Source organism: Micrococcus sp. H39-S4, assembly GCF_027158145.1.
In the GTDB taxonomy this organism is placed as follows: Bacteria; Actinomycetota; Actinomycetes; order Actinomycetales; family Micrococcaceae; genus Micrococcus; species Micrococcus luteus.
In genome coordinates, this window is sequence record NZ_JAPVLT010000017.1 from 1 (window position 1) to 11,647 (window position 11,647).

16 protein-coding genes are annotated in these 11,647 nt (G+C 72.9%); all 16 read left to right on the forward strand.

What is annotated here, in order from left to right; translation table 11 throughout:
* Positions 1-294 precede the first annotated feature (294 nt).
* Positions 295-606, forward strand: coding sequence for a hypothetical protein (locus O3T09_RS11575; RefSeq protein ID WP_123244499.1), 312 nt, complete (start codon positions 295-297; stop codon positions 604-606).
* Between the two features lie 154 nt (positions 607-760).
* On the forward strand, positions 761-1,738 hold the full coding sequence (locus O3T09_RS11580) for a DUF4192 family protein (RefSeq protein WP_123244500.1): 978 nt from the start codon (positions 761-763) through the stop codon (positions 1,736-1,738).
* Positions 1,739-1,935: 197 nt separating this feature from the next.
* Positions 1,936-2,193, forward strand: coding sequence for a hypothetical protein (locus O3T09_RS11585; RefSeq protein ID WP_123244501.1), 258 nt, complete (start codon positions 1,936-1,938; stop codon positions 2,191-2,193).
* A 295-nt stretch (positions 2,194-2,488) separates the two neighbouring features.
* Positions 2,489-3,169, forward strand: a complete 681-nt coding sequence (locus O3T09_RS11590; RefSeq protein WP_269295559.1) for a hypothetical protein — start codon at positions 2,489-2,491, stop codon at positions 3,167-3,169.
* 257 nt (positions 3,170-3,426) lie between these two features.
* On the forward strand, positions 3,427-3,873 hold the full coding sequence (locus O3T09_RS11595) for a hypothetical protein (RefSeq protein ID WP_269295560.1): 447 nt from the start codon (positions 3,427-3,429) through the stop codon (positions 3,871-3,873).
* Between the two features lie 41 nt (positions 3,874-3,914).
* A complete protein-coding gene (locus O3T09_RS11600; RefSeq protein ID WP_269295561.1) occupies positions 3,915-4,613 on the forward strand; it encodes a hypothetical protein in 699 nt (232 codons plus the stop codon).
* A 264-nt stretch (positions 4,614-4,877) separates the two neighbouring features.
* Entirely contained in the window at positions 4,878-5,582 is a 705-nt protein-coding gene (locus O3T09_RS11605; protein ID WP_269295562.1) for a hypothetical protein, read from the forward strand.
* A 112-nt stretch (positions 5,583-5,694) separates the two neighbouring features.
* Positions 5,695-6,204 carry a hypothetical protein gene (locus tag O3T09_RS11610; RefSeq protein ID WP_269295563.1) on the forward strand — a complete coding sequence of 170 codons (510 nt, stop codon included), beginning with the start codon at positions 5,695-5,697 and terminating at the stop codon, positions 6,202-6,204.
* Between the two features lie 545 nt (positions 6,205-6,749).
* Entirely contained in the window at positions 6,750-7,040 is a 291-nt protein-coding gene (locus O3T09_RS11615) for a hypothetical protein (protein ID WP_087113805.1), read from the forward strand.
* A gap of 191 nt (positions 7,041-7,231) precedes the next feature.
* Positions 7,232-7,462, forward strand: coding sequence for a hypothetical protein (locus O3T09_RS11620; RefSeq protein ID WP_269295564.1), 231 nt, complete (start codon positions 7,232-7,234; stop codon positions 7,460-7,462).
* 152 nt (positions 7,463-7,614) lie between these two features.
* Positions 7,615-8,265: a hypothetical protein gene (locus O3T09_RS11625; protein ID WP_269295565.1), complete on the forward strand. Its 651-nt coding sequence runs from the start codon at positions 7,615-7,617 to the stop codon at positions 8,263-8,265.
* A gap of 251 nt (positions 8,266-8,516) precedes the next feature.
* A complete protein-coding gene (locus O3T09_RS11630; RefSeq protein ID WP_269295566.1) occupies positions 8,517-9,182 on the forward strand; it encodes a hypothetical protein in 666 nt (221 codons plus the stop codon).
* Positions 9,183-9,394: 212 nt separating this feature from the next.
* A complete protein-coding gene (locus O3T09_RS11635) occupies positions 9,395-9,724 on the forward strand; it encodes a DUF3846 domain-containing protein (protein WP_031943816.1) in 330 nt (109 codons plus the stop codon).
* 160 nt (positions 9,725-9,884) lie between these two features.
* Positions 9,885-10,154, forward strand: a complete 270-nt coding sequence (locus O3T09_RS11640; RefSeq protein ID WP_135019854.1) for a hypothetical protein — start codon at positions 9,885-9,887, stop codon at positions 10,152-10,154.
* 43 nt (positions 10,155-10,197) lie between these two features.
* Positions 10,198-10,503, forward strand: coding sequence for a hypothetical protein (locus O3T09_RS11645; protein ID WP_135019855.1), 306 nt, complete (start codon positions 10,198-10,200; stop codon positions 10,501-10,503).
* 29 nt (positions 10,504-10,532) lie between these two features.
* Positions 10,533-11,084, forward strand: coding sequence for a hypothetical protein (locus tag O3T09_RS11650; protein ID WP_135019856.1), 552 nt, complete (start codon positions 10,533-10,535; stop codon positions 11,082-11,084).
* Positions 11,085-11,647 lie beyond the last annotated feature (563 nt).

An 11,647-nucleotide genomic window follows, 5' to 3' on the forward strand; every position in this document is an offset into this window, starting at 1 on the left:
ACGGGCCGCTGTGCGCCCGCCTGCGCCCCGTTCCCACCCCTGCACCCCCACAAGCCCACCCGCACCCCGAACGGCCCTCAGACGCCCCCACACCGGGCCAGGGGGCCCGAGGGGCCGGCGGGCCGGCACCCCGCGCAGCCCCCCCCCCCCGCCCATGCCATAACACCGCCAGCACACCACCACACCCCCACCACAAGCAACACCACACAACCGATTGCGTCCACACCACAATGCGTGTATGGTTTGACTCAGCGGGGAGGCAACCGGCCCCCTGCACCCCTCAAGGAGGACGCCGTGAAACGTGCTCGCACCCGTCGCCCCACCACCCGTGCCACCCTGACGGCCCGACTCGACCGCTGCGCGCTCGTCGCCCGGCACGCCTTGTGCGTCGGCTCCGTCCTGATCTTCGTCGCCGCGTTCGGGGGGCTGGCGCCGGTGTACGTGCCCGCGCTGTCCACGCCGGCCCTGATCGCCTTCGCCCTGTGGTGTGCGCTGGTGCTCGCCCTGATGCTCACCACCGCCGCGCGTGTCACCGCGCGCCTGGTGCTCGGCACAACACGTGCCGCGCGCTCGGCCTGGCGCGCTCCGGCCTCCAATCCTCGCTGATTCCGACTCCCTGCCCCGCCTCGCGGCGGGGCAGGGCCATGCCATACGTCCGCCATATCGCCGCCATACTCAACGTTGCAGTCCCGGCTTTTCTTGTGTATGGTTTGACTCAGCAGGAGGCACCAGGCCCCCCGCACCCCTCTAGGAGGACACGATGGATGCTCTGACCGCCCGCACCCCGCTCGATCTGACCGACTACGCCGCCGCCGCCCTGCCGTCCACCCCCGCGGATTCCGTGGTGGCCATCGGCCTGAAGGGCTCGCGGCTGGGGCCGGTGATGCGCCTTGACGATGTCGCCGCCCCCGCCACCATGGCCGGAGTGATCGCCGCCAGCATGCGCCGCGCCAACTGCACGCGCGTCTTCCTGATCGGCTACGGCCCGGAGGACCGCGCCCTGCGCTGGCTCGAGCTGGAGTCCATCCTGACCGGCCACGGTCTGAGCGTGGAGGGGCTGATCCACGTGGACGGGCGCATGTGCACCAACCTGGGCACGGGCGAGGCCGTGGCCTACGCTCCGGGCACCTCCACGCTGGGCCTGCACCTGGCCCTGCTCGACGGTGCGCGGGCCGAGTACCCCACCGCCACCCCGAGCGAGTCGGGCGCCCTGACGGAGGCCGTGGCGGCTCACGCGGCCACGCTGACGGACATGCACGCGGACGCTCCGGCGCTGATCGAGGGCATCAACCGCCTGCTGAAGGATCAGAACGACGCCGGGGCCGCCGCCGTCGTGCTGGCCACCCTGAACCACCGTGACCCGGAGTACCTGATCGCGGCGCTGGTGGCCTGCACGGCCCCGATCCGGCTGGAGGCGGTGGACTTCGCCCGGGGCGAGTTCCCGCACGGTCTGCGCTGGAAGGCGAGCGTGGAGGCCGAGACGGTGCTCAACGCCGCCGTGGCTCTCGGTCCGGGCCACGCCTGCGCTGGGGCGCTGGCGGTGCTGGCCTACGTGGCCTGGATCCGAGGCGCAGGAGCGGTGGCCGATGGCCGCCTGAACCTCGCCGAGCGATGCGCCCCGCACCACCCGCACGTGCGCGCCGTGCGCCGGATGACGCGGGCCACGCCCGTGGCCGTCGTGGCCACCGACCCGGCGTGGGCCTGGGGCAAGCACACGCGGGCCGCTGAGGGCCGCTGAGCGTGACCGGGGGGCCAGCGCGTAACGCTGGCCCCCGGTGCCCGTGGAGACGGTGCACGCCCGCCAGCGTAGACCGGCCCACGCGTGGGCGGGCGCTGTATAAATCACTGTTGACCGCTCGGCCGCGCGCGTGTATGGTTATACACGTAGCGGGGGGCATGAGGCCCCCGGCACCCCGAGCGGCCAGGAGGCCCGACATGGACACCGACCAGACCACCATCTGCACCTCCCAGAACGTGCACATCGGCCAGGAGGTGGTCATCGTCGACCGCATCCAGCTGGGCCACTGCATCAGCTACGCCGACGGGACCGTGACCGCGATCGACCCCAGCCGTGGGACCTACTCGGTGGCCCACAACGGCATGCGCGGGCGCACCGTCTACACCCTCTCCGACCAGTGGCACGGAGACGGCGGCCCCTACTGCATGCCCGCCGCCGAGGTGTACGGCGGCTGAGCACGACGGGGGCGGCGCGCACGCGCCGCCCCCGTTGTCACCCCTGGCCGCGAGCGCGGGCGGGTCCCGCGCCCGCTGCCGCGTGGGGACGTGTCGTGGAGATGAGCTGCCGGTGCATCGAGCTGCTGCCGGCAGCCGAGGATCGCGGCACGTCCCCGCCCTTCCCTCGACACCACCACGGGCGCGCCGGCCCGCGCTCGCGGATGGTGTTGTGCGCGCGCCGGTGTATGTGTATGGTTGGACACGTCGCAGGGGGCATGAGGCCCCCGGCACCCCGACGGCCAAGGAGGCCCCCATGTCCAAGCACATCTATTCCGCCGGCTCCCTGCGCGCAGCCCTGCGCGCCGGCTCCCTCGCCGCCCGTGTCTCCCCCAACCGCGGCCCCGTCCACCTGGAGGTGCTCCCGGAGAACGCCCTGCGCGTGATCAGCACCCACGAGGACGCCTACGCCTGCGCCTACGCCGACTCCGACCGCCCGGCCCCCGCCGCGCTCGCGGGCCTGCCGCCGGTGGCGCTGTGCGTCCTGGACGTCTCCCAGCTGATGCGCCACCTGGACGCGCTCCCCCTGCCCGAGACCCCCGTCAACGTCACCGCCACCGCCGACCGCGTCCACGTCGACGTCGTCGGCGGCCGCGAGCGCTGGACGTTCGCCAACCTCGCCGCCCCCGGCGTGCCCACTCCCGCCATCCCCCAAGCCCCCGGCCCCGGCGTCGAGCTGCCCGCCCTGCCCGCGACCCTGGGCCTGCCCGGGCTGCTGATGGACGTGCTGAGCGGCGGCGGCCGCCTCCACGGCACCCGCTACCTGCGCCAGCGGATCCACGGCGTGCCCGGCGCACTGGACCTGATCGGCTGGAGCATCGGCACCTGGGCACACGGACGCGCCTACGTCGCCCCGATGGACGGCTACGCTCCGGCCGCCCGCGATGCCGCCGCCCTGGCCGACCGCGACAGCCTGGCCGCCCTGCCCACCGCCTGACCGGCAGGCCGCGAGCGCGGGGGACTCCCGCGCTCGCGGCATCCCGGGGACGTGTCGTGGAGATGAGCTGCCGGCCGCATCGAGCTGCTGCCGGCTGCCGAGGACCGCGCCACGTCCCCGCCCCCTCCGCGTCACGACCACGGGCGCGTGGACCTGCGCTCGCGGATGGTGTTGTGCTTCTGCCGTTGTGTGTGTATGGTTGGACACGTAGCGGGGGGCATGAGGCCCCCGGCACCCCGACCAAGGAGGCACCTCCGATGCCTGAGCACCACCTTCTCGACCTCGACTCCCTGCCCTCCGCCTTCGAGCCCTGCCCGGAGTGCGGCGAGGTGATGTGCCGGCCCGACCCGTGGGGCGAGGACTGCGACGACCGCGCCCGGCGCCGCCAGGCTGTGGCCACTCTGGAGGACCAGCGCCGCCAGGCCCACGCCCTCGCGGCCCCCGCTGCCGCCGCGCGCGCCCGCTACAAGCGCCTGGCCCGCCGCGACGAGCCGCACCCCGACCTGGTCCCGGCCCTGGAGGAGGCCATCCGGCTGAGCTGCCAGCGGCGGGATCTGCTGGAGCGCATCGCCACCGACTCCGAGGCCCTGGCCCGCGCGAACACCGCACACCCCGGGCACGCCACCCTGGCCAGGAGGGCCGCCGACGACCGCGCCGCCGTGGAGGCCTGCCACGACGTGGACCGCCTGCGCCTGAGCCGCTGACCACCTCGCCAGCCCCCGGCACCCCTTCCAAGGAGGCTCCCGTGAGCATCGTCAACAACCCCACCACCACGATCCGATCCCTGCGCCAGGCCCTCCACGCGGCCCTGGCCCCGCTGGGCTGGGCCAGCGACCACGCCCGCACGCACGGGCGCATCTGGTTCGAGCTGACCGAGGCCGGCTACCGCCTCACCGTCTGCCGGCCCCGGGAGTGGGCGCGCACCTACGCCCCCTGCGAGCCGGTCACCCACGGACAGGGCATGGCCCCGGTGGCCCTGTCCTTCCTGGACGCACTGAACCTCAGCTACGAGCTGGACAGCCTGCCCGGCGCCTACCCGGCACACCTGGCCACGCGTGCCCGCTGCCTGTTCCTGAAGGTGCACGACCCGGACCGCCCCGGCCACGCCTACCGCCATCGCGTCTACCGCACCGCCACCCCCGAGGGGGCCAGCGCCCCCGAGGGCCCATTCCCCCTGCCGCAGGCGGACCAGCTGATCCCCTCCCCCGTCCCCACACACGCGGGCACCCTCGCGTCCCTGCTGGGCGCAAGCGCCCACCTGGCCTCCAGCCCCCGCCTCTACACCGTCCCCGGTCAGCCGACCCTGACGGACTGGAGCATCGGCGATTGGGCCCACGGGCGGCTCTACACGCCCCCGCGCCACCGCACCCGCCCGCGCGACCTGGCCGACGAGCACGCCGGACTCGCCGCCCGGCACGACGCCGCCGTCCTCTACCTGCCCTGATCCCCACCGCACCCCCGGCCCGGCCGTGCGCCCCGCGCTCGCGGTCGGGCCAGGGCGGGGCGGGGACGTGTCGCGGAGATGAGCTGCCGGCTGCATCGAGCTGCTGCCGACACTCGAGGACCACGACACGTCCCCGCCCTGACCGCGCCCCCGTCCCCGCCGGCTTCTCTGCCGTGCGGGGGACATGCGGGGCCGATCGCGGCCTTATCCCCGGTAGATGCCCCCGGGCGCTGACCCCGGCGCCCCTACCGAGATGGAGTCCTCATGCCCACCCCCATCACCGCCCACCACACCGCCGCCGGAACTTGGCTCATCCCCGCGACCCCCGAGGGCCAGGATCTGCTGGACGCTGTCCATGCGGCCGCCCCGCCGACCAGACCGCTCTGGCACGACCTTCTGGCCCTGGTGGTGCCGCTCGTGGCGGCGTTGGCCTGGGTGGTGCTGGTCCCGCCCCTCACCGCCGCGTCCGCCACACCTCACCCTGACTCCGCCGGCCTGGCGATCAGCCGGGTCTTTGGGGCGGTGCTCACGGCCGCAGCTGGTCTGTTGCTGGCCCCTTCCATCCTGCGAGCGCAGGACCGGGCGCGGGCGGGACGGGCCCGCGTGAGGCTGGAGGAGTCCGGGCTCGCCGTGGAGGCCCCGCCCGTGCTCTGGGGCCAGACCCTGGAGCGGGAGCATCACTACCGCCAGACGCTCCAGCTCGCCGTCGCCCATGGCCGCGAGCGCCCGGAGGACCCCTTCTCCCCCGAGCGGATCGACTCCGCTCTGGCGAGCCTGCCCGACGTCGACGGCGTCCCGGCCCTGTGCGTGCTGTGGCACGCCGGCCAGCAAGGCACCGCCGAGGACGTCGCCCGTGCGCTGCTGGAGCGGCGCGCGGCCCAGGAGGCCGCGGCCGCCCGCGCGGCCCAGGAGGTGGGGCGCGCGCAGGCTCTCCACGCGGCCCACGACGCCGCCACCCATTCCCCCTGACCCCACACGCACGCCGCTCACGGATGGTGTTGCATCCGCATGACGTGATGTGTATGGTTATACACATCGCAGGGGGCACGATGCCTCCAGCACCCCAACCCAGGAGGACTCCATGTTCACGTTCACCCGCTCTCACGTCACGGCCGCCCTCTGCCTGTCCGGCTGCCTCATCCTGTCCGGTTGCTCCGGCGACCCCCGAGACACTGGCGAGGAGGTGAACAGTGCCGTAGCCGGCACGCACGCCATCCCTCAGTCGTGGATCAAAGTCGAGGAGGTCATCGGGGCCCACGAGGTCCAGCGTCGCTACCTGACCGCGGATGCCCAGCCCGAAGACCAGCTGGTCCCGCTCGCCAACCGTGCAGGCTACGGGGTCACGCAGGAGCGACCCGTGGACGACCCCAGCCAGGGACGGCTCATCCTCAGTCACCATGTCCCGGCGGGTGACTTCCTCTCCCGCCGGCAGGAGAGCACAACAACCCTGACCATTGGGGCCATCACCCCCGCCTCCCAGGACCCCACGTTGTGCCAGACCACCCCTTCCTCCCGCACGCTGTGCGAGCAGCGCGGCGTGGAGGAGGTCATGATCGTTCCGGTGACATTCGAGCGCATCACCAAGGACTGAGAAGCCCCCCAGACACACCGGACCGCGAGCGTCTAATAGAAGCCACACCCCATCACCCCACCCAAGAAGGGCACCATGACCGCCACCACCTCCCCCCTGCCCAAGGGCACCCGTGTTCGCGTCCACAGCGGCCTGCTCACCGCTCCACTGGAGTGCCACGTGATCGCCATTCTCGAACCCCTCCCACCCAAGCAACGCGCCCACCCCAACGCCTCCACCACACGGGAGACGACCACACACGAGCCAGCCACGCCCCCGGAGCCCCTGTACGCCCTTGGGCACATCCACCCTCGCCCATGGCCCTTCCCTCCGCGCATCACCCGACTGCACCACCTAGCCAGCCGCGACCTGCTCGAAGTGCTCGAACTGCCCCCCACCCGTTCCCGCTAACCACACCCGCACCCATCCCCGCCCGCTCTACGACACCATCACGGGCGCGCCGATCCACGCTCGCGGATGCTGTTGCGCTGCCGCCGGTATACGTGTATGGTTAAACACGTCGCAGGGGGCACGAGGCCCCCGGCACCCCGACCAAGGAGACCGCCATGGACGACTACTGGGACCAGATCCGCATCACCGAGGCCATGCTGCGCCTGCACGAGCCCACCACCGCCCAGGGCGTCATCGACGTCCTGCACCAGTACGACCCCCACGGTCCCGGCTCTGTCGGCGACGCGTTCTACTCCGGCGCCAACGCCGACCACACCCTCTCCGGCGCGCTGGCCGATGCCGGATGGACCGTGAGCGAGTACGAAGCCCACTACGCCTACACCCTCACCAGCCCCGACGGCCGCGAGCGCCTGCGCTACATCGAGGGCGACGTCTACATCGCCTGACCCACCCCGGGCGGGCCGCCACCTGGCGGCCCGCCCGGCTGGAGGACGAGAAGGCTGAGGGCGCCGGCCCGGACGAGGCCCGCGACGCCGCCGATGACGTCTACCTGGAGATCCTCGAGCTGCACCCGGGCCTGCGAGAGATCACCTTCGGCCTGCCGGCGGATCTGGACCCGGCGATCCCGGGCGCGGACATGATCCGGGCCGCCGAGCACTTGCGCGCGCTGGCCCTGCGCCTGCCCGAGTGGGCGGTCCACCGGGCCTTCTGCATGCTCCACCGTCGGGCCACGGTCACCGCCACCGCTGCCGGCTTCGAGCTGCACCAGACCCTGGTCGGCGGCGACGACGTCCACGAGGAGACCACCACGACCGCGCGCGACCCGCGCGCCGACGCTACCGCCCTGCTGGAGGTCCTGGGCCTCTGAGCCGGCTTGCGCTCGCGGGCCGGGATCCTGGGGGGACGTGTCGCGGAGATTCGCTGCGCTTCAGTGTTGCACCCAACCCCCAGAATGTGTATGGTTAGACACATCGCAGGGGGCACGAGGCCCCCCGCACCCCGAGGCCAAGGAGGCCCCCGATGCCCCAGCTGCTCTACCGCCCCGCCACCCTCGCCCGCGCGCTCTACGCCGGCTCCCAGGCCGCCCGCGCGGCCGCCACGGACACGGACCCCGACGCCGGCGGCGTGGGCCTGGTCCTCCAGCCAGACGGCTCCCTGCGGATCTACTCCGCGGCAGGGGAGAGCTTCTCCCGCGCCTACGCCGACCCGGCCCCGCGCACGGACACCGGCGACGAGGCCCTGCTCGCAGTGCTCTCGCTCCACGGCACCCAGACCCTGCTGGCCCGCCTGGCCGAACTCGACGACACCTACGAGACCGTGGAGCTGCGCGCCGACGCCGTCGGCATCTACCTGGTGCGCGACCTCTGGGTGATCTTCGCCTCCGCCAGCAACAAGGCCGACACGCTCTCCCCGGTGGACACGCTCACCGTTCGTCCGCGCGACATGGCCGGCCCGGTGCCCCCGAGCACCCCGGACGGCGCCGTCCCCGGCCCCCTGTGGGGGCTCCACGCCGGCCTGTGCCTGGACCTGCTCACGGGCGGGCCGGCCATGGGCCCCGAGGACAGCCTCGACGCCTGGGCCGTCCGCGAGCGCGACGATCTGCTGGCCTGGCACCTGGGCGACTGGGCGCTGGGCCGCACGCACGCCGCCCACGTGAGCCCGCGCGGCTAACCGGCACCCGTCCCCGCCGGCCTCGCGCCGGCGGGGACGGGGGGGACGTGTCGCGGAGATGAGCTGCCGGCTGCATCGAGCTGCCGCCGGCTGCCGGGGACCGCGACACGTCCCCGCCCGCTCCGCGTCACCACCAGGGGCGTGCCGATCCGCGCTCGCGGATGATGTTGTGCAACCGCCGTTGTATGTGTATGGTTGGACACGTCGCAGGGGGCATGAGGCCCCCAGCACCCCTTCCTAGGAGGAGCCCCATGGGCATCATCACCACCGCCGACCACCTGTACCGAGCCCTGGACCTGGCCGCCTGGCCCACCCGCCTGCCCGCCTCCCACACCCCCGGCACCCCGACGCCCGCGGTGATCCTGCGCGCCCGTCAGCAGTGCCCGGAGCTGACCGGCTCCGATGGCACCCACACCTCCCGCGCCGGCGCCCGCGCCCTCGACGTCAGCACCGGCCCCCTCGAGTCCGGGGCCATGCTGCGCGCCGACCAGGCCCACCACCTCATCAAGACCCTGCGCGCACTGCCCGAGCGCACCCTGCACCCGGTGGCCGTGGAGGCCGACGACGAGCTGGTCTACCTCCATCTGGCCGACTCGACCCTGCGCCTGCCCAACATCGCCGCCACCGTCCGCCCGCCCGTGGTGGACCCCGCGCTGATCGACCCGGACGTGCTGATCACCTGCCGGTGCCTGGACACCCACGTCCCCGCCGGAGTCCTCGCCGAGCTGACCCGCACCGCCCACCGCCACCGCAGCCTCGGCCCCCTACGCCTGCTCGCCGGTGGCCGCCCCGGCTACCTCGGATGGGACCTCAGCGGCTGGGCCCACGGCATGATGCGCCAGGACCCCGCCGAGGCCGTCAGCACCCACCAGCCCCCCTTCCACCTGCCCGAGTCCATCCTGAACCCCGCCCGCTGACCCCTACCCGCCCGCGAGCGCGGGGCCCACCCTGACCCCGCGCTCGCGGCACGCCGGGGACGTGTCGCGGAGATGCGGGGCCGGCTGCATCCGTGGCACAGCCGGCGGCTGATGCGATGCAGGGTGTTGCACATCTGCCTGCGTATGTGTATGGTTAGACACATCAGCAGGGATCACCCGGATCCCCGCACCCCATAGAAGGGACAGCCATCATGGCCAACGCAATCCTGATCACCCCCACCGGCGACGTCACCGAGGAGCAGGTCAACGGCCTGGAGGACTTCCAGCAGCACGTCGGCGGCTACGTGGAGGCCCTGTCCTCCGACGATGGCGACCACACCATCTGGCTCAACGAGGAGGGCAAGATCGCCGGCCTGCCGGTCAACTCCAAGGGTCACCGGATCGTCCACGAGCTGACCATCCTCGCCCCGGACGACGTCATCGTCGGCCCGGTGCTGATCACCGGCGACCTGGCCGACGACGGGGAGACCTACCTGCCCCCCACCAAGGCTCTGCGCGAGCGGCTCGGCCTCGACGACTGAGCCCCACGGGCGGGCGGGCCCCGCGGCCCGCCCGCCCCGGCCGCGCCGGGGCCACCCACGAATCCCACGCCCCTGTTGCGCTGCCACTCTTGCGCGTGTATGGTTATACACATCAGCAGGGGTCACCCGGACCCCCGCACCCCCGACGAAAGGGACTCCGATGACCAAGGCCACGATGATCCACCCCGACGGCTCCACCGCCGACGTCGAGCTCCACACCATCCCCGCCGACGTCGACCGCCTGCTGGGCGCCACCGCTGAGGTCTACAACCCCGGCGACTACGACGGCATGGACGGCGACTGGTCGCTCTGGGCCGACGCCCGCCACAGTTCCTCCCGCCCGTTCAACTCCACGGCCACCGAGATGATCCACGACGCCGGCTTCGACGCCCGCGAGATCATCACCGGCCCCGTCCTGGTGATCCGCTGATCCTCCCCCGCCCTCCCGCCACACCGGCGGGAGGGCGGGCAGGATGACCATCACGACCTCCACGCCCCCAGGAGACCCCATGCCCCTGAGCGCCCGCTCCCGCATCCTGATCACCCCCCACGGCTCCGAGGAGTCCTTCGAGGGCACCGTCGGCGGCCTGATCCGCCATGTCCGCCACGCCGACCCGTCCGCGATCACCGCGCTGGAGCAGTCCCTGCACCGCGCCTGCCGCCTCCCCGACACTGGCGACGTCCGCGAGGCGAGCCTGGAGCACAACGTCGCGGTCCTCACCGCGGCCGACCTCGAGCGTTTGGAGCCCGGGGCCACCATCACCATCCTGGACGCCTGATCCGCCCCGCACCGAAGGAGACCCCCCTGATGCGCACCCGCCCCCTGATCCTGCTCCCCCTGGCCCTGGCCGGCCTCGCCCTCCAGGGGTGCACCGCCACACCTGCTCCTGCCCCGTCGACGAGCGCGAGCGCGGCCCCCACGGCAGCCGCGAGCAGCACCACGGCACCCACTGCGGCCGCCAGCTCGGCCACCCCCACGGCACGTCCCTCCAGCTCGGCCCCCGCCAAGCCCGTGGACGTGCAGATCCGCATCCAGTGGATCCCCCGCGACGGCACCACCACCACGGCAGCCCGCGGCGGCGTGAACCTCTTCGTGGGCGGCACCGGCGCGGACACCCACACCAAAGAGACCATCCCCGCCGAGCCCGCCGGCACCACCCCCCTGACCCTGCGCACCCAGGCCAAGCCCGGTGAAAAGATCCAGGTGATCGCCAACGTCCCGCAGCTGCCCGCCGCCGGCGACCTGCACTGCGAGATCATCGCCGACGGCACCACCGCCCCCCTGGACGCCCAGACCGGCGACCCCAAGGGCATGCCCATGGTCCAGTGCGAGGCCACCGTCCCCGAGCCCACCAGCTGAGCATCCCGCGGACACCGCGACACGTCCCCGCAGCACCTCCACGACACCCGCAGCTGTCACGAGCACTGGCTGGCGTCTAGGAAGAACCGGGGACCAGCCCAGATCCCTACGACAGCTCAACCCAGGAGCCGTGAATGCCCCTGGGAGTCTGGCTCATCCCTGCGCGGGCGGAGCTTCCCGGTATTCGATCCGATTCAAGGCCGCCATCTGGGGCTCATCCCTGCGTGCACGGGGTCGCCCAGGTCCACGAGGGCGAGCGCAACACGTTCGTGGGCTCATCCCTGCGTGCGCGGGGCTTCCCTGTTCCACCCTCTAACGGGGGAGGGGTGCAAGGGCTCATCCCTGCGTGCGTGGGGCTTCCGCTTGGGCGAGCTGCATGATCTGGCTGACGTAGGGCTCATCCCTGCGTGCGCGGGGCTTCCACTACCTGGCTAGGTGTTGTGGGTCATGAGGTTCTTGGCACGAGGCCCGGGCTGAGATGAGACGAGCGGGCCCCGCCCGGCAGGATGGAAGTTCCTCAACAACCCACCTGCCAGAAGAGACCCGCTCATGACTCACGCTAA

Excerpts from the sequence above, each read along its gene's own strand:
- O3T09_RS11580 (WP_123244500.1), top strand. The coding sequence starts at position 761 with ATGGATGCTCTGACCGCCCGCACCCCGCTCGATCTGACCGACTACGCC.
- O3T09_RS11585 (WP_123244501.1), top strand. The coding sequence starts at position 1,936 with ATGGACACCGACCAGACCACCATCTGCACCTCCCAGAACGTGCACATC.
- O3T09_RS11590 (WP_269295559.1), top strand. The coding sequence starts at position 2,489 with ATGTCCAAGCACATCTATTCCGCCGGCTCCCTGCGCGCAGCCCTGCGC.
- O3T09_RS11595 (WP_269295560.1), top strand. The coding sequence starts at position 3,427 with ATGCCTGAGCACCACCTTCTCGACCTCGACTCCCTGCCCTCCGCCTTC.
- O3T09_RS11605 (WP_269295562.1), top strand. The coding sequence starts at position 4,878 with ATGCCCACCCCCATCACCGCCCACCACACCGCCGCCGGAACTTGGCTC.
- O3T09_RS11610 (WP_269295563.1), top strand. The coding sequence starts at position 5,695 with ATGTTCACGTTCACCCGCTCTCACGTCACGGCCGCCCTCTGCCTGTCC.
- O3T09_RS11615 (WP_087113805.1), top strand. The coding sequence starts at position 6,750 with ATGGACGACTACTGGGACCAGATCCGCATCACCGAGGCCATGCTGCGC.
- O3T09_RS11620 (WP_269295564.1), top strand. The coding sequence starts at position 7,232 with ATGATCCGGGCCGCCGAGCACTTGCGCGCGCTGGCCCTGCGCCTGCCC.
- O3T09_RS11625 (WP_269295565.1), top strand. The coding sequence starts at position 7,615 with ATGCCCCAGCTGCTCTACCGCCCCGCCACCCTCGCCCGCGCGCTCTAC.
- O3T09_RS11630 (WP_269295566.1), top strand. The coding sequence starts at position 8,517 with ATGGGCATCATCACCACCGCCGACCACCTGTACCGAGCCCTGGACCTG.
- O3T09_RS11635 (WP_031943816.1), top strand. The coding sequence starts at position 9,395 with ATGGCCAACGCAATCCTGATCACCCCCACCGGCGACGTCACCGAGGAG.
- O3T09_RS11640 (WP_135019854.1), top strand. The coding sequence starts at position 9,885 with ATGACCAAGGCCACGATGATCCACCCCGACGGCTCCACCGCCGACGTC.
- O3T09_RS11645 (WP_135019855.1), top strand. The coding sequence starts at position 10,198 with ATGACCATCACGACCTCCACGCCCCCAGGAGACCCCATGCCCCTGAGC.
- O3T09_RS11650 (WP_135019856.1), top strand. The coding sequence starts at position 10,533 with ATGCGCACCCGCCCCCTGATCCTGCTCCCCCTGGCCCTGGCCGGCCTC.